The sequence below is a fragment of the Paenibacillus polymyxa genome (assembly GCF_015710975.1).
Taxonomy (GTDB): domain Bacteria; phylum Bacillota; class Bacilli; order Paenibacillales; family Paenibacillaceae; genus Paenibacillus; species Paenibacillus polymyxa.
In genome coordinates, this window is the sequence record NZ_CP049783.1 from 1,252,121 (window position 1) to 1,278,227 (window position 26,107).

Annotated in this window: 23 protein-coding genes and 1 pseudogene; 6 read left to right on the plus strand and 18 right to left on the minus strand. The window is 48.8% G+C overall.

Annotated features, from left to right (window positions below):
* Positions 1 to 8 precede the first annotated feature (8 nt).
* The 9 genes and pseudogenes from G7035_RS05660 to G7035_RS05700 form a co-directional block, all read right to left on the minus strand.
* Positions 9 to 1,085, minus strand: coding sequence for a Gfo/Idh/MocA family protein (locus G7035_RS05660; protein ID WP_019686024.1), 1,077 nt, complete (start codon positions 1,083 to 1,085; stop codon positions 9 to 11).
* A 199-nt stretch (positions 1,086 to 1,284) separates the two neighbouring features.
* Complete coding sequence (locus tag G7035_RS05665; RefSeq protein ID WP_016819503.1) at positions 1,285 to 1,698, minus strand: DUF350 domain-containing protein; 414 nt, start codon at positions 1,696 to 1,698, stop codon at positions 1,285 to 1,287.
* A 71-nt stretch (positions 1,699 to 1,769) separates the two neighbouring features.
* Positions 1,770 to 3,203: a glutathionylspermidine synthase family protein gene (locus G7035_RS05670; RefSeq protein WP_019686023.1), complete on the minus strand. Its 1,434-nt coding sequence runs from the start codon at positions 3,201 to 3,203 to the stop codon at positions 1,770 to 1,772.
* A 1-nt stretch (position 3,204) separates the two neighbouring features.
* A complete protein-coding gene (locus G7035_RS05675) occupies positions 3,205 to 3,543 on the minus strand; it encodes a hypothetical protein (protein WP_019686022.1) in 339 nt (112 codons plus the stop codon).
* On the minus strand, positions 3,543 to 3,737 hold the full coding sequence (locus G7035_RS05680; RefSeq protein ID WP_016819501.1) for a hypothetical protein: 195 nt from the start codon (positions 3,735 to 3,737) through the stop codon (positions 3,543 to 3,545). Before G7035_RS05680 ends, G7035_RS05675 begins: the two co-directional genes overlap by 1 nt.
* Positions 3,738 to 4,188: 451 nt before the next feature.
* Positions 4,189 to 5,094, minus strand: a complete 906-nt coding sequence (locus G7035_RS05685; protein ID WP_016819500.1) for a M15 family metallopeptidase — start codon at positions 5,092 to 5,094, stop codon at positions 4,189 to 4,191.
* Between the two features lie 151 nt (positions 5,095 to 5,245).
* Complete coding sequence (locus G7035_RS05690) at positions 5,246 to 5,971, minus strand: hypothetical protein (protein WP_017428028.1); 726 nt, start codon at positions 5,969 to 5,971, stop codon at positions 5,246 to 5,248.
* A 20-nt stretch (positions 5,972 to 5,991) separates the two neighbouring features.
* Positions 5,992 to 9,116, minus strand: a pseudogene (locus tag G7035_RS05695) (DEAD/DEAH box helicase).
* 141 nt (positions 9,117 to 9,257) lie between these two features.
* Positions 9,258 to 10,202: a helix-turn-helix transcriptional regulator gene (locus G7035_RS05700; RefSeq protein WP_017428029.1), complete on the minus strand. Its 945-nt coding sequence runs from the start codon at positions 10,200 to 10,202 to the stop codon at positions 9,258 to 9,260.
* Positions 10,203 to 10,305: 103 nt separating this feature from the next.
* On the opposite strand from G7035_RS05700, the gene G7035_RS05705 reads away from it, so the two are divergent.
* Positions 10,306 to 10,845, plus strand: coding sequence for a dihydrofolate reductase family protein (locus tag G7035_RS05705; RefSeq protein ID WP_017428030.1), 540 nt, complete (start codon positions 10,306 to 10,308; stop codon positions 10,843 to 10,845).
* A gap of 84 nt (positions 10,846 to 10,929) precedes the next feature.
* On the opposite strand, the gene G7035_RS05710 is transcribed toward G7035_RS05705, so the two are convergent.
* Genes G7035_RS05710 through G7035_RS05720 form a run of 3 tightly spaced genes read right to left on the minus strand, consistent with a single transcriptional unit; the run spans position 10,930 to position 13,991 of the window.
* Positions 10,930 to 12,225, minus strand: coding sequence for an ABC transporter substrate-binding protein (locus G7035_RS05710; RefSeq protein ID WP_017428031.1), 1,296 nt, complete (start codon positions 12,223 to 12,225; stop codon positions 10,930 to 10,932).
* Positions 12,226 to 12,272: 47 nt separating this feature from the next.
* Positions 12,273 to 13,109, minus strand: coding sequence for a carbohydrate ABC transporter permease (locus tag G7035_RS05715; RefSeq protein WP_016819492.1), 837 nt, complete (start codon positions 13,107 to 13,109; stop codon positions 12,273 to 12,275).
* Entirely contained in the window at positions 13,110 to 13,991 is an 882-nt protein-coding gene (locus G7035_RS05720) for a carbohydrate ABC transporter permease (protein ID WP_016819491.1), read from the minus strand. It abuts the gene before it with no gap.
* 208 nt (positions 13,992 to 14,199) lie between these two features.
* Between G7035_RS05720 and G7035_RS05725 the strand changes: the two genes are divergently transcribed.
* Positions 14,200 to 16,014: a sensor histidine kinase gene (locus tag G7035_RS05725; protein ID WP_016819490.1), complete on the plus strand. Its 1,815-nt coding sequence runs from the start codon at positions 14,200 to 14,202 to the stop codon at positions 16,012 to 16,014.
* 7 nt (positions 16,015 to 16,021) lie between these two features.
* A complete protein-coding gene (locus G7035_RS05730; RefSeq protein ID WP_019686020.1) occupies positions 16,022 to 17,674 on the plus strand; it encodes a response regulator in 1,653 nt (550 codons plus the stop codon).
* Here G7035_RS05730 and G7035_RS05735 read toward each other — a convergent pair.
* From G7035_RS05735 to G7035_RS05745, 3 genes are all read right to left on the minus strand, one after another.
* Positions 17,604 to 18,191 (minus strand): GNAT family N-acetyltransferase, encoded by a 588-nt coding sequence (locus tag G7035_RS05735; RefSeq protein ID WP_019686019.1) that lies wholly within the window; start codon positions 18,189 to 18,191, stop codon positions 17,604 to 17,606. The genes G7035_RS05730 and G7035_RS05735 overlap by 71 nt on opposite strands.
* 109 nt (positions 18,192 to 18,300) lie before the next feature.
* Positions 18,301 to 19,425, minus strand: coding sequence for an NADH-dependent flavin oxidoreductase (locus tag G7035_RS05740; protein ID WP_019686018.1), 1,125 nt, complete (start codon positions 19,423 to 19,425; stop codon positions 18,301 to 18,303).
* Positions 19,426 to 19,675: 250 nt separating this feature from the next.
* Positions 19,676 to 20,626 carry a bile acid:sodium symporter family protein gene (locus G7035_RS05745; protein WP_019686017.1) on the minus strand — a complete coding sequence of 317 codons (951 nt, stop codon included), beginning with the start codon at positions 20,624 to 20,626 and terminating at the stop codon, positions 19,676 to 19,678.
* Between the two features lie 296 nt (positions 20,627 to 20,922).
* On the opposite strand from G7035_RS05745, the gene G7035_RS05750 reads away from it, so the two are divergent.
* Positions 20,923 to 21,678, plus strand: coding sequence for a tryptophan-rich sensory protein (locus tag G7035_RS05750; RefSeq protein WP_019686016.1), 756 nt, complete (start codon positions 20,923 to 20,925; stop codon positions 21,676 to 21,678).
* Positions 21,679 to 21,773: 95 nt separating this feature from the next.
* Here G7035_RS05750 and G7035_RS05755 read toward each other — a convergent pair whose 3' ends face one another.
* A complete protein-coding gene (locus G7035_RS05755; RefSeq protein WP_019686015.1) occupies positions 21,774 to 22,760 on the minus strand; it encodes an undecaprenyldiphospho-muramoylpentapeptide beta-N-acetylglucosaminyltransferase in 987 nt (328 codons plus the stop codon).
* An 84-nt stretch (positions 22,761 to 22,844) separates the two neighbouring features.
* Positions 22,845 to 23,225: a RidA family protein gene (locus tag G7035_RS05760; protein ID WP_013308546.1), complete on the minus strand. Its 381-nt coding sequence runs from the start codon at positions 23,223 to 23,225 to the stop codon at positions 22,845 to 22,847.
* A gap of 269 nt (positions 23,226 to 23,494) precedes the next feature.
* On the opposite strand from G7035_RS05760, the gene G7035_RS05765 reads away from it, so the two are divergent.
* Both G7035_RS05765 and G7035_RS05770 read left to right on the plus strand, forming a co-directional pair.
* On the plus strand, positions 23,495 to 24,022 hold the full coding sequence (locus G7035_RS05765) for a sigma-70 family RNA polymerase sigma factor (RefSeq protein ID WP_016819485.1): 528 nt from the start codon (positions 23,495 to 23,497) through the stop codon (positions 24,020 to 24,022).
* Positions 24,019 to 25,284 carry a DUF4179 domain-containing protein gene (locus G7035_RS05770; RefSeq protein WP_016819484.1) on the plus strand — a complete coding sequence of 422 codons (1,266 nt, stop codon included), beginning with the start codon at positions 24,019 to 24,021 and terminating at the stop codon, positions 25,282 to 25,284. Before G7035_RS05765 ends, G7035_RS05770 begins: the two co-directional genes overlap by 4 nt.
* 77 nt (positions 25,285 to 25,361) lie before the next feature.
* Here G7035_RS05770 and G7035_RS05775 read toward each other — a convergent pair whose 3' ends face one another.
* Entirely contained in the window at positions 25,362 to 26,081 is a 720-nt protein-coding gene (locus G7035_RS05775; protein WP_016819483.1) for an NAD(P)H-binding protein, read from the minus strand.
* Positions 26,082 to 26,107 lie beyond the last annotated feature (26 nt).

The window sequence follows — 26,107 nt, forward strand, 5'->3', positions numbered from 1 at the left end:
GTATCTTCTTACACTTCTACTAAACGCCCGTTCTCTCTCCAGGATTGCAGAATTTTCTCAAGTACCCATTGATTCTTGTATCCGTCATCGAACAAGGGTGCTCGGTCTACGAACTCCCCTCTTGCCAGCTTAATAAAGTCTCCATCGGCTGTATGATTATAGATTGCAGGAACACCCCAAGTCTCGTATTCGGCATCCGGGTGTTCCAGGTCACGCAGCACGATGCGAATACTTTCCGGATTATTGAGACTAGCGTGCAGCGTACCGAGCTCGCCGTAGATATCCACTTCGATATCGTGACGTTTGCCGATGGCATTTTTGTGAGTGATGAAGGTACCCACGGTATTATCGCCAATGATACCATGAAAGGCGGCGAGATCTTCCACATCCACTTTTACAGGCAGACCCGTGACCGGATCGGGCCGCTCAGGTGTAATGATATGTAGCAGCGCCGCGACGCTTTTAAATTCACCAATCAGAAAACGGGCCAGATCAATAATATGTGAGGCAGTATCCCCCACGACTCCAGAGCCGGCCTTGGCTAAATTGTGTCGCCATGTATACGGATGCTGACGATACGGTGAAAATGAATCCATTAGATAGCGGAATTGAATATTGTAGATTTTACCCAGCTTATGCTCTTCCAGCAGTTGCTTGACATATTGGAAGGCCGCTCCGTAGCGATGCTTGTAGTGAACCAGCAAAGGCACTGGATTCGCAGTATACAGCTTTTTCAATTCACCTGCCTCAGACCACGTGAGCGTCAATGGTTTTTCTGCCAGTACAGCTTTGTGTTCTTCCAGCGCAATCCTAATAATGTCAAAATGCACATCATTGGGTGTCAGCGACAGAATCGCATCTACCTCTGGGTCACGGATCAATGCTTCATAATGGGAGTACCGCTTGGAAGCAGGCAGTTGCAATTGCTCTCCGATGACTTGAAGGCGGTTCGCGTTTACATCACTAACGGCCACAATCGATACCCCCGACATGCTGTGTAATGATCTGATATGATATTCAGCGATCAAGCCCAAGCCGATGATCCCCACCCGAATGGGTAGGATTGGGGAGGTAAAGGTACTCATATGTTCAGAATTCCCTTCTTTGCAATTTGATTTGATCTCTGGAGCACATTTCTTTTTGCTATGCAGTATCACCCTTACCTTTGTAGAATAGTCCCCACCAAGTAAATACAATTCCCCGTAAAAAAAAGAATCTGCAGCTCCGTTGTTCGGTTTTGCAGATTCTTTGTACCTCTTCTCTATATTAACTACATCATTTCGACTACATCAAAAATGTACCTACGACAAAAGATACCCCGATGATGATTGAGCGTAGCAGTTGTGCCAGAGCCACATTGCCTTTAGCAATTTCCTCGCACACCTTGGTACGCGGCGTTACCAGATCAAAAATCACATAGACCAGGCACAGCACTACAATGCCTACGGCCGACCAGGTCAGCATATCGAGCCATGAATGGCTGCTATACGACACCATTCCCACGATAATACACAGACCTAGCAGCTTTGCCCCCATGTAGATACCTGCCGCTTCATTGCCGCGTGCGATTTCCTGATTATCGTTATAACGTGTCAGCAAGCTGAACACAAAATAACCTACGATTAAGATGGCAAACAAGATAAGCAGGCCGATACCTACATTGCCCAATGCGTTGCCCAAACTGATATGAGAGTCCAATTTTTTTCCTCCTTATGATACTTATGAATAGGAACAGATCTGTTCGAATAGTGTACATTGTGCAATTCAGCTTATACAGCGGGTGGATTAGAAGGTTCGTTGGCAACGGCGGCAGCGCAATAATAGGCCATATCCCCTGTTACCTTTTCACCGATTCGCGGCAGGACCCCCGCAAAACGCCCCCCGATCACGAATATGCCTGTCAGCACGTAGCCGTGAAATAGCCCTTCCTCGGTCTGCACCTCTGCGCTCTGCATGGGCCACAGCCGCTGATAAATCTTAGGCTGTTCCTCGTAATAAGCGGCAATATGTGCGGCTTCCTCCTGTTCAGGCGTTAGTGGAGCATCAGCTTGATGCAGCAGATCAGGCTGGTCAGCCTTCGCATTTTGGGCCACTCCCGAGACGCATTCCAGTCTCTCCTCGGATTCAGGATGTTCAATCAAGTGCGTCCCTTTACCCTCTCGGCCCCATATGCCTTTGGCCACATAAGGCTCTTTATTTTGCATAAACACGGATGGCTCAAAATATGTAGGTAGCAGATAGGTTCGTATAACCTCCAGCTCCCGGTCGTCAAACAAACGAAAACCACAGAACGCCGGTGTCTGCTCATTGCGCTCGTACAGCGACCATACGGTTGCGGTGAACCCTTTGCTCTGGGTAATGATATGCTGCGGCGGATTAATGAGTCCTATTTTCCCGTCTGCCACCATATCCATTAGCGCCTGCCCCACCTCAAGCCCTGTGTCCTCCTCCCGATCTTCAATCAGATATTCCAGCGGATACAGGCGATAGAGGATGTGAATCTGCTCTCCCCGGTGATACAATCCTTCAGTCGGGATGATTTCTAGTTCTTCCAATGGCGCATAAACCACTTCAAACCCGGCTTGTTCACATAAATGCATAATATATTTGGTATTTGTCTGATCCTCGACATGCCAATCATAGCAAGTGAAATACACCTTTGTCCCCAAACCCTTACGGCTATAAAAATGAATGAGCTCCGTCAAGGCAGACTGAATCGCCTCATCCATTCCAGAGGAAGGTCCATATAAAGCAATGTCATCCTCTGACATTCCCTCACTACGCAGCGCTTCCAGCAGCTTTCCTTCGAGATAAGCCACTTCGGGAATTCCGGTTGGAGTATCGGTGTTATTCTCAATGCATTTGATCCCCGCTTCCCCCACAATCCAGTCCTGACGGGTTATGCCATCCGGCGCGGCCTCCATCCGTACAGCACGCAGCAAGCCCGGATGAATCCCCAATCGCTCCACCAGATATTCATCTGGCATATAGCGCTGGATGAATTGCTGGACCTTGCGATAAATACGATGTACCGCCTCGGAAGCAGCTTGAAGCTCTGCCAGCTCGCTGTCCTGATACACTGTTAAGGCTGGCACGCAATAGGACTTGCCGTACATGCGATGATACGGAATCATACGGCTGATTTCACCCTTAAAAAGCTCGTCATGTTCATAAGGTAATTGCTGAATCGTACGCTTGCTCATCTTAACCCCCAGAAAAAAAGCCGCTGTGTGAGCCGCTGCTGCCAAAACCACTGTGTGAGCTGGAAGATGAAGACGAGCTTTTGCGATAAGAGCTGGAAGACGAACGACTATTATGATATGAGGAGCCTCCATTATAATAGGTCGATCCGCCATAATAATACCCGCTGCTGCCTGAATCCCGACAGGCCGTTTGCTCCGATACAGGAAGCTCGTCGCAGTCATAATACTCGTCGTCACCGCAACCCGTCAGAGCGGCCGGGACAGCCAGCATCAGGGCAAAGGCCGCCATCCGTGCACGAGAGCCGGGCTTGGATTTCATGGTTTCCCAAGAATGCTCCATCACAGATCGACCTCCTTCACAAACAAATGCACCTTTTTCAGCTGAGGGTCCAATACTGAATAGATAAATTCGTATGTTTTGCCACCCAAAACCGTATAGTGATCCAATAGCCGCTGGGCTAGCTCCAAGGTAAATACCGAACCTTCCCGCTGATCCATGCTACGGAACGCAGGCTCATGCCATACCCAGTACATGGCGCTGAATGTGGAGCTGTAGCCTCCCTCACTAGCCAGGACGAGGTCTGTGATCGACGCGCCGTAAGGCTTCGCACGTTCCCCCGTAAATTCGGTTACATAGACGGAATGATCCGTATGCTCCTCACTTTCATTCGAGATATGCGCCCACAGCTTGTCATGGAGACGCGTAGCGTCTACAAGCTTGCGCAGGAACAGCTCATCTCCCGATACGGACTCCCGTGTCAGGCTGCGCAGTTCCTTTTGAGTGTCTTCTGACCATTCGCGATACGTTAATGAATAATAAATGATGATTCCCTTCCCTTCCTGTACGCTTCTGTCATGAGGTTTACTACAAATTCAAGCATCTGTCGTCGTTCACTATACGAGATTCTACCTTGAAAAGGTTCAATTTGGAAGAAAAATACGACAAAAAGCCGCAATCCCCAGGATTACGGCTTGGTTGTAGCGGTTATAGTTTGATATTGCTTTCGTCGAAATACTCCTCAAGTGTCAGCCCCTGCTTGGCTACATCCTCTGCAATGTCTACTCCCACATAACGGATATGCCAAGGCTCGTACACATAGCCGGTCACATCTTCTTTACCCTTCATATAACGAATAATAAATCCGTATTCCGGTGCATGTTGTTCCAGCCATTCACCTTCCTTAGAAGCACCGAAGGATTGCTCCAGCTCATTGCCTACGCTGGGGCTGGATACGTCAATGGACAATCCCGTCTGATGCTCACTCGTACCTGGTACGGCGCTGACTTTAGAGGCATATTCCTGCCCCTTTGTCTTTACATTGTTGTTGAAAATAGACACCTGACGCTTATAGGAACGGTATCCCGATACCGCACGCAGCTCAATGCCGTCCTTTTTCGCACCGTCGAACAGCTTCTCCAGTGCCTCTGCCGCTTCCTTACGCAAATGCCGCTTCTCATGCGGTCCCTCGAAGGAAAAAGGCACCTGCGGCTCCACCAGATCATCCGGGACATAGCCCACAGGCAAGCTGCGCTTTTTGTTCACAACGACTGTATCTGAAGTCGCATTGGTAACAACCGCTGTTCCATCCTCTTCCTTAACCGTAGCTTGCAGCGCACTCTGGCTCCGCAACGCCATTACAGGGTCAGCTTGTCCGCTTCCAGTACCCGCGGTGGCTTGTCCAGCGCTAGCGCTGCCATTCCCCGCATCCGGCTGGGTGGAAGGCTGTACATTCTCCTGTACCGCTGTAGACGATTTTAATGGCTCACTTTCCTGTCCACCTGATCCTCCTTGCTGGCACGCTGCTAGCAATAGGCCCGGCAGGATCAGCCCCGGAATAAGCGCTTTAGTCCATCGCTGAGATGTGCGCGTCTGTTGTATATGTCGTTTCATGCTGGTATCTCCTCCAATATTGCAATTGATACATGACTTGCAGTGACTTTTCCGTTTCCCCATTGTAACTGAACTTTGGACACACTTCGAAGCTGTTATCCTATCCAATGAAGGTGAACAGTCTCGAAAAAGGAAGCATATCCCCGAATTGTTACGGATTATGACGTTTTTGCGGGATTGCAGCCCGAGCTCGCTCGGCTACCCGTTCACGTATGAGTTTCAATGCTTCTTCAGCACGGGGTAACCTCGGCAGCAAAGACGTAATATCAGTTTCCTTCTTGAAAGCAAGTTTCTGTGGCAGATGGATTTCAATGGCATGAAAGCCTGCTCCGGGACGATGCAATGCTCCTTCAGCTGCGGATTCTGCAATCCATTCGCTAATTGCTGCCGATCCGCTGCGTCCGCCCTCCGCGCGTGAGGTAGGCTCAAGCGCGGGGGAGGTTCTCTGCACATGGGATAACTCTCCAGCCCAAGCACTAAACACGTACTCCAGCAGCTCTTCCGGCGTCATTCCGATCAACGCCGGACAGTGTTGGGGCTCGTTTTTCAGTCCAGCCTGAAGAGCTTCCTTCACGTCTTCGACTGCACCCACTCCATTCTCTCTGCTGGAAACGGCGGTCTCAGCTGCGAGTTGAACAATTTCATCCAGCGACAGGCAGGCTTCTCCTTTCAGGAGACGGTAGATGTCCAAAGGCTCCGCTTTTAGCTGCTCCAGCCATGCCCCTCGCTCTTCCAGGTTCAGTACAGGCACTGGGCCAGTCCATTGGACGGGTTGTGCGGAAGGTACACCCGTCGATTCACCTTCCGGCCCATTTCCGTCAAATCCCACGATCCATCGACCGTCAGTTACGTCCAGCTTCACTCGCGGTCTCGTCATCGCCTTCATCCTTTCTCTGCTCACTCGATCCATACATCATTTTGCAACGCAATCAGACCACGCAGTTCATCATCAGACATTTCGGTGAGCCAATGTTCACCCGAGCCGACAACCTGTTCGGACAGTGCCTTTTTGCTCTCGATCAGCTCATCGATTCTTTCCTCCAGTGTCCCCTGACAAATCAACTTGTGCACTTGTACATTGCGACTTTGACCAATACGGAATACCCGGTCTGTCGCCTGATTTTCCACCGCAGGATTCCACCAGCGATCATAGTGAATGACATGGCTGGCACGCGTCAGGTTCAGACCCACGCCACCTGCACGCAAGGAAAGTACGAATATATTCGGTCCTTTTCCCTGCTGGAAGTTGTGAACCATTTCGTCCCGTCTGGTTTTCGCCAGTCCCCCATGCAGGAAATATGGCTCTTCTCCCAAAATTTTGGCCAAACGGGAAACCAATAGTTCTCCCATCGACACATATTGGGTGAAAATCAGCGCCGATTCATCGTTCTCGCGAATGGTTTCTACCAATTCCAGCAGTCGCTCCATTTTGCCCGAGTTTTCGGCTTTACTGCTGTCAGCACGGCCTGGAATAATTAAACCCGGATGGTCACAGATTTGCTTCAACTTGGTCAGCGACGACAGGACAAGCCCTTTGCGGGCCATACCGACTTGTCCATCCAGTGTTCCCAATAATTGATCCACCACGCCGCGGTATAATCCGGCCTGCTCTGGTGTCAGTACGCAATAGGACTTCAACTCCAGCTTCTCTGGCAAATCCTTGCGGATATCCGGATCGCTTTTGAGCCGACGCAGCATGAACGGGGAGACGAGACGATGAAGCTCACGCAACGCGGACCCCCGTTCCTCTCCTGCCAGACTGTACCGCTGGCGGAATGAAGACGCTGTACCAAGATACCCTGGATTCAGGAATTGGAAAATAGACCACAGTTCGCTCAAGCGATTCTCTACCGGAGTACCTGTCATGGCAATCCGATGTGGGGCGGACAACTTCATGACGCTTTGTGCCTGCTTAGTGCGTGCATTTTTTATATATTGCGCCTCATCCAACACGATGGAAGACCAGTAGACCGCAGATAAATCGCTGCCGTCCCGGCCCGCCAAATGATAGGTAGTGAGGACGATATCATACTCGCGTACATTTTCCTGAAACTGCTCCCCGTGGAGTCGCTGGTTGCCATGGTGAATATAAAGCGACAAATCCGGTGAAAAGCGCTTCAATTCCCGCTGCCAGTTGCCAAGCAAGGACGTCGGACAGATGATTAACGCCGGACGCTGATCCTCTGCTCCGATGCCACCATCGAGCAGACAGGTAATAACCTGAATCGTTTTACCCAGCCCCATGTCGTCCGCCAGGCACACACCAAAGCCCAATCCGCGCATCGCAGCCAACCATTGAAAACCCCGCTCTTGATACGGCCGTAGTGCACCATGCAGCGTCTCCGGCACAGGACGCGGCTCTACGGAACGGAGTACCCCTCCCTCAGCCAACGACGCAAGCAATCCGGCGGATTCCGCGCCAAAGATAGACAAGCCCTTCCATGAGGCCTCGCCTGCACTTTCATTTTCCGCAGCCAAATGCATCCATTCGGACAAGCTCATTTCACCGTTTTCTCCGCGCTTGATAAAGCGCAGCACCTGACGAATTTCCTTGGGGTCTACCTCGATCCATTCCCCTCCGAGACGTACGTATGGCAAATTGGCCGCGACGATGCTTTCCAGTTCCTCCATCGTCAAGGCCGTATCCCCAGCACAGCCTCGGCATCAAACGAAATCATGCGGTTAATGCCAACGGCCGATGTATCGGCGATCACACCATCTGGCTTGGCCCCCTGCTCTGTCGAGCGCATTTTAAGCCGCAAGCCTGCACGTCTTCGTCCCTCTCGGCTCCAGCGTGAAGGCATTTGCACAGTGATACCGTTCTTTTGTAAAGAAGGTACGGCTTCCGTCAGGAAGCGGAAGAACATCTCCGGCTCCAGGGTCAACCCCTCGGGATAAGGGCGGTTTAATGCTTCCTGCAATATAGGTGCCGCTTCAGCCGCCTGTCCGAGCCTCGTCAGCAGTTGCGCCTGCACTTGACGGTACACAATTTCACCGCGAACCAGATCACGTTCAGGATATGCCCACAATGCCAGAGCAGGCAGTCGTAATCCGGGCTCTGCATCGCTTTCTGCCCAAAAGGTAATGCGCCATTCCTGGATACTCTCTTCCAAAGAAGGCTCCAAACGAAGGCACAGACGCAATTGCCCTTCAATGGGTTCCTTGGCTTCCCGTTCGGTGACAGGCATCGTGCTTCCCTCAAGAGAGGACGCCTGAAGAACCAGCTCCTCCATCTCAGCAGGCGTTCCCTGAATCGCAACCTGACGCGAACCCGTCAACAGACTGTTCCACCACAGCTCCGCCAGCGGTGATCCTCCGCGCCGATAATCTGCCCGATATCGTCCCAGCTCACGATCTGACGCAGCCAGCACCGCGGTCGTTTCTGCATGAACGACCGCACACAAGAAGGAATACAGCACCATTCCAGCTGCATCCTCACGTGTTTCTGGCTCCTTGCCCGCAAAAACGGCCGGAGCTGCCATACAAACAGCCGGCATCGCAGCTGCCAGCTCATGAAAGCGGCGGATGTCCTCCTCTTCGCGAAGCCGAGGAATCCACACCCCTACCGCCGCATCCGGACCGCGTCGTCGCGGTCCAGAGGGACGCGCCTCTGTAAGTGATGGCACGATTTCGCCCCGCTGCATCAGCTCCAGTGCAAAATAAGCAGCCTTTTGCCAATACTGCATTTCCTCGCCAAGCGTAATGCCCGAAGCCGCACAGCCCTTCTCGTCCAAGCGAGTCAGCAGAGCCATCGTCTCGCGAGGTTCCAGTGCCAGACCCTCCAGCGTACGCCCCAGCATGGAACGTCTTTTGCCACCTCTGCCCGCGGTTTCCACGCGAGCATTGTTAGGTATCCGCACCTCGGCAAGACGCAACGCAGCCTGCCGAAACGGCCGAAGGTCTCCCTTCAGCGTCAGCCTGCGGATCACACTGCTCCACGCATCAATACGTGGTTCCGACGTCTCACCAGAAAAGCAAAAAAACACATCTCCGAGCCATATTCCATAAAGCGGTTGATTCATATCTGTCTCCCGTCCAGCCTTTTGAATTATTACTCTTCATCATATACGAAAACGGGCTCTTTTCAAAACTTTATCACAAAAATAATTGGAAAGTCATACGTTAATAACCTTAAATATTCATGTAATTAACAATTAAGAGACTTATCCTTCCTGATCGGCCTCATCATCCTTCAGATAAGGATTCAGGCTGTCTTGCAGCAGCCGTTTGACTTGCATGCGCAGCTCTTTCGGATATATAACCTCGGCCTCCGGCCCGTATTTTAACAGAAGTCTGGATACATATTTAAACTCTTCGACCGGGATATGTCCGTACCATTCCTGACCCCGCGATTTCTCATGAGAAACATTTTGGAAGAGGGGGTCTGATTCCGCCAGCCGAGCACCTAATGGTGTAAATTCTATTTTTGACGGAATTCCCGTACGCGAATCCTCCGCAGTCAACCATTCCTTAAGGGTGGGAAGGCCGGATAAGGTGTCTTCCAGTATGGTCATTGTCATCACTCTGTCTGAGCGGTACAAAATGATCCGATCTCCGCTTTGCGCAGGCATGTACCAATATCCGTGATCAAAATAGAGCCCCACCGGATATACTTTCGTCCACTTGTCCCCAGAAGCGGAGCGGTAAAGCATGTTCAACCGACGTTTATTCAACGCAGCCTCCAAAATGAGCGAGGTGTAGGGTGATTCTGCGTGAGTCGGCATCATCCGAAAAGCGATATAGTCCTTGAATTGATCGATGCTATCCCGCACATCCTGAGGAAGCTCGGCATAATAGTGCTCGGATAAATGCTCCCGCACCGACCCGAAGGGGATGTCCGGGATATTTTCCAGCAGCTGCAGCATGAGAAAAAGACCAAAAGCCTCATCGCGAGCAAGATGAAGGGGAGGAAGAAGTCGATTGGGAAGTGCCCGATAGCCGCCATGAGGTCCGGTTTCGGTATACAGGGGTAACCCGGTCTGCTGCAAATAGTCGAGATCTCTTTGAATCGTCCTGACGGAGACACCAAACCGCTCGGCCAGCTCACGTGCCGTATATTTTTTTCGGGAATCCAGTATCCTCATAAGTGCGATTCTGCGTTCGTTCATAAGGTACTCCTCTAATAAAAATAAAGTTTAAACGATTATTTTACTACGACAAAGTATGTCATAAATAGATTGTAACATAGGTGATAGAAAGGAGTGATGAACCATGGATGCTATAAAATCCAACAAAGTCGTATTGTATATTGCCGTGAGTCTTGACGGGTATATTGCACTGCCGGATGGCTCGGTGGACTGGCTGTTTGATGTCAAAGGGGATGGTGGCGACAATGGATATGCCGACTTTTACGACACTGTAGGCACGCTACTGATGGGCAGGCTGACGTATGAAGAGGTATTGAAGCTTTCCGATGATTTCCCCTATGCTGGCAAGCCTTGTTATATACTCACCCGGTCTTTAGCGAAGCATGAGCAAGCACCGCATGTTACATTTACGGACGAGGCTCTGTCTGAGCTAGTTCCGCGTCTGCAAAAACAATCGGAAGGTTTGGTATGGCTAGTAGGTGGAGGTCAGTTAGTTCAGGCCTTCATGCAGGCTGGACTGCTGGAAAAGGCGATCATTGCGATCATTCCTAAAGTGCTTGGACAAGGAATACCGTTATTTCCAGAAGGAACACTGCCAAGTACATTTGAACTCCAAGAAATAGAACGCCGCGGGGATATTGTACTGCTTTATTATAATGTATAATTATGTTAACAAAAAAAGCCTTCGGATGTTCAGGATCATGCAATCTCCCTGACATACGAAGGCTCTTCTGCGTATTTTATTTAATTATTTGGTCTTCAAATTATCCCATGTTCTCTGGAAATCCTCGAACAGCTTCCCAGCATCCGATTTACCTGCCACATAAGCTTGCATCTGACTTCCGAATTCTTGCTGCGCTCCTTCAGGATAACGGCTAAAGAACCAGCCCAGCAGTTTATTTTCCTGACTGTATTTCACCACTTCGGCACCCAGTTGGCCCATATCGGCCTCTTCTCCTTTGATGCTCTTGAACGCTGGAATGAACTTAAATTCCTTGGTGATATACTTTTTCCCTTGCTCGGATGTCACCATCCAATTTAAGAACTCTTTGGCCTCAGCTTTGACAGACGAATTTTTATTAACCACCCAGTTATTGGCGACACCTACAAACAGCTTATCTCCGGCTGTTGCATCTTCACCAATCGGCATAGGCAGAATACCCAGATTCAGTTTCGGATTAATTCCGTCAATTTGGACCTGAGTCCAGTTCCCTTGCTGCATCATGGCAGCCTTGCCAGTGGCAAAGTTCGTTACCTGCGTATTGTAATCAGTCGTGAGCGGCTTCGAATTGCCATACTTGAGCGTCAGATCGAGCAGCTTGATCCACTCGGCGAATACAGCATTGCCCGGAATTTTGGCTGTGCCATCATTCAGTCCCTTGACGAAGCCCGACGGGTCTGGCTGATTAGCAAATGCCACGTTCAGCAAATGATTGCCCAGCACCCAAAACTCCTGGTATCCATTGGAGAAAGGTGTAATCCCTGCGGCTTGCAGCTTTTGCGCAGCAACCTCCAGCTCAGACAGCGTTTTAGGAGGCTCGGTGATTCCAGCCTTTTTGAACAAATCCTTGTTATAAATAAAGCCGTATCCTTCCAGATTCATTGGCTGACCGTACAGCTTGCCATCCTTGGTCATCGGTTCTTTGGCGACATCGACCACATCACCAACCCAAGGTTGGTCGGATAGGTCCTCCAAATATTCCATCCACGTATCCAGCTCACGATATCCGCCGACATTAAAAATATCCGGCTGTTCACCAGAAGCAAACTTGGCCTTCAACGCCGCCCCATAGTCACTACCCCCACCTACGGTCTGAATGTCGAGCTTAATCCCGGGGTGAGTCGCTTCATACTCCCCCTTCATGCGATTTAGTGCTTCTGCAATCTCTACTTTAAACTGAAAAATGTGAATGGTTTTCTCCTTAACTTCCTCATTGCTTGCATTTTGCCCCCCACTGCTGTTACACCCCGCCAAAACCAGAGCAAAAGCTGCAAAAAGCAAAATCAGTGCTTGGGCTTTCTTTTTAAAAGTATGCGTTTTCATATTTATGTTCCTTTCTATTCTAGGTTTCATAGCACCATAATCAACACTCAACCTTTAACCGAACCTGCCATAATCCCTTGTATAATATATTTTTGCATGGCCAGAAAGAACGCGATGACCGGCAAGATACCCAGCACCAGAGCAGGTAATGCCAAATCCCACTGCTTCGTATATTGTCCGAAAAAGGCATAGGTTGCAATCGGAATGGTGCGCAATTCAGCCTTTTGCAGCACGAGAGAAGGCAGTAGATAGTCATTCCAAATCCAGAGTGTATTCAAAATAATAACTGTTACCATCATGGGCAGCATCAACGGATATACAATCCGGAAAAACACCCCGTAAGGCGTGCAACCGTCTACTGTAGCTGCTTCTTCCACCTCGACTGGCACACCTTTGACGAATCCGTGAAAGAGAAAGATGGACATAGGAGCCCCAAATCCCAGATAACAGATTACCAGACCACTAATACTGTTCATTAAATCCAGCGTACTTACAACCTTGACCAAAGGGATCATCACCGATTGAAAAGGAATGACCATCGCGGCCACGAACAGGCTGAACAGCACCCGATTGTAACGTGTTGGATGCCGAACCATTCGATAAGCAGCCATTGAGCTGATCAGTACGAGCAGCAGATTGCTGACCACCGTAACCACGAATGAGTTCCATAACGCTTCAGGAAAACGCGTAATGCTCCAAGCTCTAGCATAGTTGCTCCATACAAATGTTTGTGGCCAGGCCGCAGAATCCGTGAGCAGGTCACCAAAGCTTTTGACCGAATTCACGAACAAAAAGTAAAACGGGACGAGGAATACCAATGCGACGAGGATCATCACCAACTCAGTCGCCCAGGTTCCAACGCGGTAGCGATTGTTTGTTTCCATCTACGATTCCACCTCCCGACTTTTCGTCAGGCGTACCTGAAGGCTCGTAACGAGAGCAACAATGATAAAGAAAATAAGTGCTTTAGCCGTTCCCAACCCATAACGATTATTGACAAACGCTTCATTGTATATATTGAGCGCCACTGACTCTGTTGAACCAAAAGGACCACCCTTCGTCAATGACAGGTTGAGATCGAACATTTTAAACGACCATGATATCGCCAGGAAGAGACATACCGTAATGGCGGGCATGATCAAAGGCAGTATAATCGACCGCAAGATTTGCATCCGGCTCGCTCCGTCAATCTCGGCTGCCTCCAGCATATCCCGGGGCACGTTGGTCAGGGAAGAGATATAAATCACCATTAAATAACCGGCTGTTTGCCAGATAAACACGATCACAATGCCCCAGAAGGCCGTAATCTCATCTCCCAGCCAGGACAGGTTGAAGAAGGATAACCCCGTACTCTCGCCGATCGCTGCAAATCCCTTGACGAAAATAAACTGCCAGATAAAACCGAGCAACAGACCTCCGATCACATTAGGCATGAAAAAAATAGTTCGAAGCACATTTTTTGTTTTTAGCGGCTTGGTTAGAAAATACGCCAGCAGAAAACCAAAGATATTGGCTGCCACCACTCCAATCACCGTAAAACGGACGGTAAACCAGAACGCTGTCCCGAATTTGTCGTCATTTAATAAAATGTGACTGAAATTATCCAGCCCGACCCACTTTGCCTGATTGGCTACCCCATTCCACTCTGTAAAAGAATAGTACATTCCTAGCATGAAAGGGATTACAATAATGATAACGAAAAATAACGTCGATGGCCCTACAAAAATCCATTGCTGGAGCCATTGCGACGACTTGGCGCGATTCAAACCGATCCCCCCTTTGTTCTCTTTGGTGTCTGGAACGCTCCTCTACGGCATCCTTGCAAGCAGTGTGGACGTTGAATCCGTATGGATATGCAATTCACATGTTCATTATGTCGAATTAGCGCTCTGGAGAACACGCAAGATCGTGAACCATTAAGGGGGAAAATATTGACCTCAGGCCTGCCTTGAATTGTGAAAGGAGCTTACCTGCATGAAATTTCATAGCATTCGTTCTCGCCTAATCTGGTTTCTACTCATTGCGGTCACCATTCCGTTGCTGCTTTCAATGACCATGACCTTCATCCTCACCAAGCAATCCTTACGGGAGCAGGCCACCCAAGAAAATGAGCGGCTTATTTTTCAGGGAATTACGAATCTGGATAACTATTTACAGGGATTAAATCGCGCATCGATCGGAGTCTATAATGACCCTCATTTTCTGCGCAACCTGGCTAAAATTCCAGATGATTACCGGGCCGTTGCCGAGATTTACACCACGCTGCAAACGATGATGAATGCTTCCTCAGGTATTGACCAGGTGTACTTGCATTCGTTTGAGGCTGGGCAATCTACGCTGATTACCAGCACGGTTCCTTTACGGGAGTTCCGGCTGGAGCCCTTTACCGGTTCTATCCATTACGGCCCTTCCGGACTGTTCATACAACCCTCGCATATAAAGCATTTGTACGGCTTTTCGGCGGTTTCCTATGCGGAGCACAGCACAGAGCGGCAGGTATTTACACTCCACCGGGCGATTCGGAACATTCCGTCTTCAGAAACGCTTGGGGTACTGGCTATAGACGTTGATCTGGAGGCACTGCGCAGTATTTGCCGTCAATTGTATGATGCAGATACAGAGGAGCTGTTTTTAATTGATCGGAACGGAACGATCATCTATAGTGGAAAAGAATCATCCATTGGAACACACTGGAAGGAATCTGGCCTACTCAAGCGAATTTCTAAAGAAGACGAGCACGGTGTAATTGAAGATGATACAGCACTGCACGTATATGGCAAACTGGATGCCAACCTGTCAGGCTGGACACTCGTCAAGAAAATCCCTCATCGGACGCTTTATATGCGAGCTACCCAACTGACCCAGATCAATGCGGTCATTACAGGCGCCGCATTGCTGCTCGTTATTGTCGCCACGTTATGGATTTCAATAAAAATTACGGAACCGATTAAGCGGCTGACTCGCTACATAAACCAGATTCAGTCTGGTCAACTGGATGTAGACATCCGGGCCATGAGCAACGATGAGATTGGAGTGCTCTCGCGTCGTTTTAGACAGATGATGGATACCATCAACAACCTCATTTTGCGGGAATACAAGCTGGAACTGGCAAACAAGACACACCAATTGAAAGCGCTTCAGGCACAGATTAATCCTCATTTTTTATATAATACGCTACAGTCTATTGGAACACTGGCTCTACAGCATGAGGTGCCGCGAATCTATTCGCTGCTCTCTTCCCTTGCCAAAATGCTCCGCTATAACATGCGGGACCATACGATTGTTACACTCAAGGAAGAGGCTGAGCATGTAAAACAATATCTTGATTTGCAAAAGGAACGCTTCGGTGAGCAATTAGAAGTCACCTATCAATGGGATGATCAAGTTCTGAATGATCGGGTGCCTAAAATGATTCTCCAGCCGTTGGTGGAAAACTACTTTAAACACGGTGCCGATCCCCGGCTGGGACCCGGTAAGATTCGTATTACAGCCTGCCGAATCCGGGAAGGCATTGTGAGGATTGAAGTGGAAAATAACGGCGCTTCGATTCCACCAACCGAGTTGGAGCAGCTTCAGCATATGCTGCAACGTCCGCTGAAAGCCCATGAAGAATCAGACACTGATGAGCAAAACTCTATTGGTCTTCGTAATGTTCTATTACGTATCCAGCTTCACTCGGATGATGGTTCTAATACCCTGTGTGTAGACAATATTCTGCCTCATGGCGTTCGTTTCACACTTGAAATTCGCACCGAGCCCCATACAGAAATTCATATTAAGGGAGAGTGATCTGTCAATGAAGGTCCTGATTGTGGATGATGAAAGGCATGTACGTCACGCCATTCGGATGCTTGTACATTGGGAAGCTTACGGTGTGACCGAGGTGATCGAGGCTGAATCAGGCGATCAGGCGATTGAGGTCATTACCGCATTTTCCCCACCCGTGGTACTCACGGATATGCGAATGCCTGGTAGAGATGGAGTAGCCTTGATGGAGTGGATTCAAGCCAATTCTCCAGCTACCAGAGTCGTGGTGGTCAGCGGCTATGATGATTTTGAATTGGTTCGGCAGGCCATTCGCCGGGGAGGCATGGACTATATCCTTAAGCCCGTAGATCCGGTAGAGATCAATGAGGCGCTCAGTAAAGCCACTCAAGCTTGGCGGACAGCGGAGCAAGACCGGAACAGGCAGACCATGCAGGCTATGGAGGTCAACCGGATGAGGCCGCACTATGCTGATAAACTCCTGACCGAACTCATTTCCGGTACGGCGCTATCCATCACTCCCTTACGTGAGGAGCTACGTCTTCCCACAGCTATTCAGATCTGTAATGCAGCAGTGATGAGTACCACTCAACTGGATGCCGATATACTGGACAAATATAAAACGCGCCGCGCGCTTCTAGGCTTTTCCCTCATTAACATTTGCAACGAATTTCTGGGTACTTCTCAAACCGGAATTGCATTCCGTCATCTGGAGCGTACGGACGAAATTATTCTGCTGTATTGGGCCGAGCCGGCTCGTTGGCCAGTGCTCTTGCAGGAGATTCACACAGGGATTAGAACGGCGCTGCGCTGCTATATGCACATCGGGGTTGGTTCTTTCGGAACCTTTCCGATGGGGGCAGCCACAGCCTACCAAGAAGCACGGCAAGCGCTCTGGAAACGGGATATGTTGCAGGCCACCGACTGGATACATGAGAGTTCTCCGGCCCGGCAGACCGTTCGTCTTCCCCAGTTGTCTGAAATGGAAGAGGAACTACGGCTTAGTGCGCTCAGCTGTAATGCCAGTCGCGTATCTACAGCGGTAGGCGACTGGGTGGCAGCCGTAGCCGTGCTGCCTTCGGTTACAGCAGAGCAGCTCGCTGGCTGGAATCAAGAGCTGGATTGGATGCTGGCTCGCTGGCTGAATGACAGACCTGGAGATGCCGAAGGCGAGGAGCTGACAGATGAGTCCAACTCCATACCTGCCTTGCCAGTCGACAACCGTGGGGTGCTTTCCTTACCTTTATGGACAAAACAGATCGAAAATCGATTGCTGGCAGCCGGTCAGGCACTTACACCAAGCCATAGCCCAAACAACCCGACGATCCGTGATATTGCCCGCTATCTGGATGCTCACTATGACAAGGATATTTCCCTACAGGATATAGCGAGCCGCTTTTACCTCAGCCGGGAATACATTTCTCGTAAATTCAAGCAGGAGTACGGGGTTAATCTGTCCGATTATTTGTGCCAGATCCGGATGAGCAAGGCAAAGCTGTTACTGCTGAATGACAAGCTGCGCCTTCACCATATTGCCGGTATGGTCGGATATCAGGATGAGAAATACTTTGGCAAGGTGTTCAAAAAACTTGAGGGAGTTACGCCTGGCGAATTCAGAAGGCGCCATTCTGCAAATCCTCAGCCGTTATCGCATATAACACATGATCTTCCCACACACCATTAATCTTCAAATAGTTGAGAGCCAGCCCCTCGCGGCGAAATCCCGCCTTTTCCATCACTCGATGGGAAGGCGAATTTCTTGGCATGACTCCAGCTTGAATACGGTGTAATTCCAACTCATTCAGGGCGTAGCGGACAATATCCTTCACTGCGGAGGTAGCATAGCCTTGTCCATGATATGCAGGATCTACGAAGTAGCCCAGATTGGCATTTTGGAAGGGACCTCTAGCGACACCAGACAGCTCCATTCTGCCGATCAGCTTATCATTTTTCGGTAAAAAAAGTCCAAACGTATATCCCTGTCCGGCTTGTGCAGCTTCCAAGCCGTTGGAAATCAGACGCACCTGTTCTTCCAGGGTAAAGTAATGTTCAGGTCGTTCTGGCTCGAATGGTTTGAAAAACTCAAAATGTTGGCGTCTAATTTCTAATAAACGTTCTGCATCCTTTACTTGTAAAAGCCGAATCTGTAGACCTGGATGGGTGGACTTCATCGAAATCACACTATTCGTTTCATGGGACATTATCATTACCTTCTCTCTGTGTTATTCCTACGTAATTGTAATTCACAGTCACGAGACAAGAAAATACCCCAGGCGCATAAAAGCAGCCTAGGGTATTATTATTCAAAATTTAGTCCGTAACAGGCATCCAGCCAGGAATAGTCGTCAGCGCACCCCACAAGTAGTCAGGAATGACAAGCTCCTGCTGGGCTTGCTTGGACAATGTCGTGCGAATGGTATCCTCTGTACCGTTCTGCACTTTCTGAACCCATTGCGGCTCCATCAGCAACGGACGTCCCAGTGAAACAAGCGGTACACCTGTCTCCAGTGCTGCAAGCGCCTCGTCTGGTGTATTCAGGGAACCCACTCCCATGACTGGTACACGGTTCCCAACCTTCTCATGAATCAGAACCGTACGTGACCGTTCGTCACTACGGTCGCGGAACGAACCGCCGAAGAAATGATTTACGGAAATGTGCAGGTAATCCAGCCCTTCATCCGCCAGACGGTCTACAAGCACCATCGTATCATCCAGCGTGATGCCTGGCGTGTGTCCTTCCTCAGGAGACAAGCGGTATCCGAAGATAAATGGACGCTTCGCATGCTCTGCGATTACTTTCTTCACTTCGTGAACAATTGCCAGCGGAAAGGTCAAGCGTTTCTCAAGACTTCCTCCCCATTCATCGGTACGAATGTTGGAGTGCGGAGAGAAGAATTGCTGCACGAGGTAACCGTTCGCTCCGTGAAGCTCTACACCATCATAGCCTGCTTCAATCGCGCGGCGAGTTGCTTCGCCATAGGCGCGGATGACGCGGTGGATATCGTCAGATGTCATTTCACGCGGCACAGGTGCGCCTTCTTTTTCCTCAGCTACTGCGCTTGCACTGATCGGTTGTCCGTCTGGAATCTGATCCGGTGGGCACAGGCGGCCACCATGATAAATTTGCAGAATCGCTTTCGCGCCCTCCTGATGAATCGTATCCGCCAGACGACGCAGGCTAGGAATCATTTCATCCTTGTCCGCACCAAACTCATTAACAAATCCTTTGCCATCTGGAGTTACATACACACAAGCGGTAATAACCGCGCCCACACCACCGGAGCGTTCACGGTAGTATGCCAGTTCCTGGTCACTGACTTCGCCATTTTCGTGGGAAGCAAAGTTAGTCATAGGGGCCATCGTAATGCGGTTCTTCAATGTAACACCGGATGGCAGGGTATAAGCTTCAAATAAAGGATTATATTTCGGGTTCATTCGTTCTCTCTCCTTCAGTTTAAGTCAGATCAGATCATATAGGGCTATTGAGCATGAAACGAATACGAATTCAATGTCATTTTCCTTCCATGACGAAGCCTCTTTGCTGTTGCTTACTTAAATACAGTGGTTATAATAACCACAGTATAATGATCCGCCCCTATAAAGTCAAATCCAACCTTTTTGACCTCCCTTAAACTGTCCGAAAAGTCCGAAATTTAGCCACTTTACATCAGCTATTGACAGTCGCTTATCTGCTTCCGGCTATGCTATCTTTCTCCTCCCGGCGGGAAAACCAGGTCGCGAGCAACGAGCCGGAAATATTATGCCACACGCTAAAAATCGCACTCGGTACAGCAGCAATCGGATTAAAATGAGCCGCTGCCAGCGCAGCGCCCAGCCCGGAATTCTGCATTCCTGTTTCCAGCGTAACGGCTTTACGCTTGGAAAGATCCATGCCGAATAGCTTGGCAAACCAATATCCGAGCAGAAAGCCGATACCGTTATGCAAAATAACCACAGCAAAAATAATCGGACCTGTCTCCAAAATCTTGCCTCTGCTGCCTGCAACCACAATAGCCACGATAAGTACAATCGCCATGGTTGAAATGAGCGGCAGCGCCTTGACACTGGCTTCCGCTTGTCTGCGGAATAGCGATTTGACGATTACACCCAGCACAATAGGGACAATAACCACGATGAGAATATCCATGATCAGCGACTTCGCATCAATATTCATCCAGCGTCCGGCAAGCAGACTAATCATCGCTGGGGTTGCCAGTGGAGCAACCAGCGTCGACACTGAAGCGATCGATACGCCAAGCGCCACGTCTCCTTTGGATAAGAGCGTCATTACGTTGGATGCAGTTCCACTTGGACAACAGCCGACCAAAATGACACCCACCGCAATATCCGGTGGAAGCTGCAATACTAATGCCAATACAAAGGCGAGAAACGGCATGATCAGATAGTGCCCTACCACTCCTATAGCCACATCCACTGGACGCCGGAACACTTCACGAAAGTCGGCCGCAGATAAAGTCAGCCCCATCCCGAACATGACAATGCCCAGAAATAACTGTATGTATCCTTTCAACCCTGTAAACGCCGTAGGAAAGAAAAATCCCAAACATGCAAATAAAAGCACCCAGATGGAAAAGGTCCCACCTACAAATTTTCCTACTTTCTCTAATCCTCTCATTCTACTGATCCCCTTACTTCTATATAAGCTGATTTGAGAAAATGCACATCGGAAGCATCTTCTGGCTGCATAGTTGGCACGCCATGTGAACTTTTCCTTCAGCTTATATAGTGCTTAAAATTTTTACCATTGTACTACATATGAATGCATATACATACTACTTTTTATGATTTTATTGGGATCAAGAAACTTTTCCCCGTTCGGACATATTTGAAAGCAAAGTGGGTATATTCATAGTAGAAGATAGTGACCAGTCGGTCATTTTGAATATCATTCGTTGAGGAGGAGTTATTCCTATGTCACGAAGCCATCCGTATAAATGGTGGAATATTATTGCATTCATCGCTGTCGTTCTCGTTAATATTTTGGCTTCTACACTTCCTATTGGCGGAAGAAGCACCGCTGCTGTATCCAACATGTACCCTACCTTAATTACGCCAGCAGGTTACGCTTTTTCCATCTGGTCGGTCATCTACGTGCTGCTCGCCTGTTTTGCCGTGTACCAATCTACATCTACAGGGCAAGCCAGGACAAGCGTTCAATCTATCGGTATTTTCTTTATTTTGAGCTGTCTCTTCAACATCATCTGGATTTTCCTATGGCAGTATGTATACGTAGAACTATGCGTGATCGTCATTATTTTATACTTGCTCTCCCTATTCGTCGTATATACACGTACTCGTACACCGCAGCCAACTCGCGGAGAAATGTGGTTCGTCAAGCTTCCTTTCAGTCTGAATCTCGGTTGGGTATCTGTGGCTACCATCATCAACATTGCAGTAGCATTGGAAAAGAATGAATGGAGTGGCTGGGGTCTCAGCGATACGCTATGGGCGATCATCATCCTGTTTATTGGCACCGTATTGGCCATCTTGGTCAGCTTTCCTTATCGTGACAGCATCTACCCACTTGTATTTGTATGGGCCTATGTCGCCATCGCCATCGAGCATCCAAACAATGAAAATGTACGGCTGGCTGCATGGGTCTTGTCGGCAATCATCCTGGTGTACGCGCTATGGCTATTCTTTGCCCGTAATCGAGACCGGGATTAAAGGAAACGAATATCATCTCCTAGCACAAGCACAAGCGAGCATGGGTCTGAATCATTTAGCCCAAGCTCGCTTGCTTTGTTTTTTCTAAAATATGATCAGGCATAGACTTTAATCAAATCTAAAAGCTTGCTTGTCGATTGATCCGTATTAATTTTCTCCATATTGTGAATGTAATCCAACCTTTTTTCATACAAACGAAGAATCATATCGACAAAGCGTTCAGATTCCAGCTCTTCTTCTTCTAAAATTTCACACAAGCCTTGTGCTTTAAATGATTTTGCATTTAGAATCTGATCCCCCCTGCTGACTGCTTTTGAAAGAGGTATCAACAGCATAGGCTTACGCAACGTCAAGAATTCAAAAATGGAATTTGAACCTGCCCTGGAAACAACCATATCTGCCATCGCCATTACATCCGCCAGTTCATCGTTTATGTATTCAAATTGCTGATAACCATTCGTACGAATAGAATCATTCACTTGGTTCTTACCACAAATATGCACGATTTGAAATTGAGCGAGCAAAGCCTCTAAATTCAGCCAAACCAGCTCATTGATCTTCTTGGAGCCTAAACTCCCACCCATGATGAGCATGATGGGCTTATTTCGAGTAAAACCGCAGTAGGCTAACCCTTTGGCCGCCTTCCCCTCTTTTAGCTCATCTCTCACAACAGCACCAATATATCGGGTATTCTTTGAGCGAAAATATTCAGCTGTTTCAGGAAAAGTAGTACAAATTTCGGTAGCAAACATGCTGGAAATTTTATTCGCTAATCCAGGGGTAAGATCGGATTCGTGGATGATGACGGGGACTCTGTTCAACCACCCAGCCAATACCACAGGAACGGAAACAAACCCGCCTTTTGAAAAAATAATATTCGGTTTTTCTTTCTTTATAATTCGGTATGCTTGAGAAATTCCCTTAAGCACTTTAAAAGGGTCCTTAACATTATTCCAGTCAAAATATCTGCGTAATTTCCCGGTTGCGACACTAAAATAACACACATCTTCTAATCCAGAGATCAGTTTTCTTTCAATCCCTTGTTCAGAGCCTATGTATTGGACACTCCGAACAACACGCATTACATTCAAAACAACCGGATGCCACTATAGTAGTGACACCCGGTTCCATGCAGACTTTGTATTTAATAAACGAACCCTGGTAACTTATTCGCCCTTCAATGCAATGACTTCAATCTCCACCAGTGCGTCCTTAGGCAGACGAGCTACCTCCACCGCACTCCGTGCTGGGTATGGTTGCTCGAAGAAGGAACTGTACACCTCATTGACACTGACAAAATCGTTCATATCCTTCAGGAATACAGTCGCTTTCACAACCTGGTTCATGTTGCTGCCTGCCGCTTCCAGAATGGCTTGTACATTGCTCAAGGACAGGCGAGCCTGCTCCTGTACATCCTTGCCGAACTCACCTGTTGCTGGATTCAGCCCAAGCTGTCCTGATGTGTAAATAAACCCGCCTGCCTCTACCGCTTGGCTATAGGGCCCGATCGCGCCGGGGGCTTTTTCAGTAGCAATTGTTTTTTTCATAGGGGTTGGATTCTCCTTCCTGATACTGGTTCACCGTATTATAGCATGTGAAGTCCAAAGCCACTATTCCGTGCGACGGTTTGACACGTTAGGTTTCTCTAAAGAAACCTTATTGCGATGGTGCTACATAATTTTATTTCCGCTGTAACCTTTAGCGCCCATGTATCATCTAATTCTTGTAACCTGCTACACAATAGATTGTACAAATTCAAATACAGGTACAATTACATTGATCATAGCTAGTATAGACGGGAAAGGAGCACCATCCTTTGAATCTCGAAACAAACGTATACCAAGCAAGGCACGGGGATCGCAAGGCGTTCGTCGCCTTGATGAAACAGATGGAATCCGATATGTATGGCATGGCGCGTTCCATTCTTCGCAGCAATGAGGATTGCGCGGACGCAATACAAGAAGCGATGCTCAAAGCATACAAGTCTCTGGGTGAGCTGCGTGAACCTCGCTATTTTAAAACATGGCTGCTTCGTATTCTCATTAATGAATGCCATCTCATGATCCGCAAGCAAAAACGGGTTGTACCCGTCGCGGAATTTATAAAGGAACCGTCCACCTCGGGCGGATACGAAAAAATCGAGCTGCGCGAGGCCATCGACCACTTGGAGGAATCCATGCGAACCGTGATTTCCCTGCACTATTTGCGTGATATGCCGATCAGGGAAATTTCAGAGCTACTGGACCTATCAGAGGGTGCCGTCAAAACACGATTGCACCGTGCTCGCAGAACATTAATGGATCTGCTACAAAATCGCGGAGAAAGGAAGGTGACCTTTCAATGAATCCTTCAGAGTATGAGAATCAGGAACAAAAGCTGGATGAGAAATTACAATTGGAAAAAGAAAACTTGGAAGCAGATATGGCAGACATCCCTGATTTGGTAAGGCAACGCCTAGACGCATTTTATGCACAAATGGAATCAGATTCTGACCTGCTACCCGACCGTTCATCCTCTCATCGACCCGTTAAAAGGTTTCTTCGGAGAACTGCAATTACCGCTGCTTCTGCAGCGCTCATTGGCGTTATGATCATTGGCAGCGCCTATGTTTCGCCTACAATGGCGGAATCATTGAAACAGGTCCCCCTTGTCGATAGCGTCTTCAAGCTCGCTGGGGATCTGGGGCTGCAAACCGCTGATCAGAAAGGATTGGCCACTTCATCGAATCTCAGCGTTACCCATGGCGGTATTACATTGGAAGTACCTCAAATCATATTTGACGGGACACGCTTGGTCGTAGCGTTGGAAAAAAGCGGTGGGGATTCACAACATGAACCCCTGTATCCCACTACCAATACGCAAGGGCAGGAAGAGGATATAGTGGAGAAAATAGACCTGTTCATCAATGGGACGTCGGTCGACAGCAACAGTAGCGCCTTTAATCTCATGTATGGTCGTCCGGGCAAAGACAATAATTCTATGCTGATTGCGTATATGCGTGACCCTGCCAGTGGTAAAGCCGCCTTACCAGATCAGTTTGAGCTAGAGGTATATGCAAAGTTAAAAGGTGTATCCGAGCCGTTCCGCATACAAACCACGGTTCACAAAACTAAAATAAACAACAAGATACTTCAGCCGCAAATGAGCAAATCTAATCCGTATCTTGCATTTACGGTAGAAAAGTTAGAAATGACCCCTATCACGACCAAGATTACAACATCGTTCAAAATGCTGACTGATATTGCACATATGCCGGATGAGTACACCGTGGAACGAGAGTACAATAACATGAAGAATGGACACACGAACCAGTACACCAAAAAGGAATTGGATATACTCGATTATGCTGTATTCGACGAGCAGGGAAGAGAACTTCAATTGCTGAGCGGTTCTGGAGTTCCCCATACCCAAGAACGTGACAGCAAAATGATCACACTGTTTACTCCTTTTGTGGACACTCCCCAGAAGATCATTTTCAAGCCATATATCTTGCCAACCCAATCAGGAGGTAGCGCCCTACTCGATGCTAAAGGTAACTGGACACGCCATTACATCGATGAATTAGAAATTACGATCGATGTGCCACAAAATACAAACCACCCATAAAACACGAATAACGCCGCTGCTGTCCGAATGATCGGGCAACAGCGGCGTTATTATCATTTCTAATCCTAAGCGTGGTTTTAGACATTGTCATCAGGAGTCGTTCCTGTACCAGGTTCCTCATCATCGGAGGTTAGTTCTGCACCGATGACCCGAATGATGTCATTCGGATAAATATGTACACCGCTCGCCTGCGCGAGAGCAATTCGTACCATAGCTCGTGCGATGAACGAAGCGGGAATGGCGCGATAGGAAGCGAACCTGCCCGTCATTAGGCCATCTAGCGCTTTCATGACAATCGTGGCAGCGGCTTCGCCAAATCGTCGTTCAGATCTCGCTCCCAAAATAAGCGACGGACGGAACAAATGCAGTGCAGGCAATCCGATCGCGGCAAGCGCCTCTTCAGCCTCACCCTTAGTACGGTTATAAAACACACGTGAATCCGGGTCAGCGCCCATCGCAGAGATCGCAAGCATCTGTACTGCTCCAGCCTCTTTGCCCAACTGGGCTGTCAGAACCGGATAGTCCAGATCCACCTGTCGAAACTGCTCCTTAGAGCCAGCCTTTTTCATCGTTGTCCCAAGGCAGCAAAACACATCATCCACCCCTTCGAGGGCGAAGGCCGACTTCTGTGGTTGTTCCCAGTCGATGAGCGCCTGCTCTAGCTTGGGATGCTTGATGTCCAATGGACGCCTGCCCAAAACCATGACGCGGGTGTATTCTTTTTGCACCAGTAGCTCCCGTACAACATAACCCCCGACAAGCCCTGTGCCACCCACAACGACCGCTTTACGTTCCATGATATACCTCCTAACGCTCCTTGTCC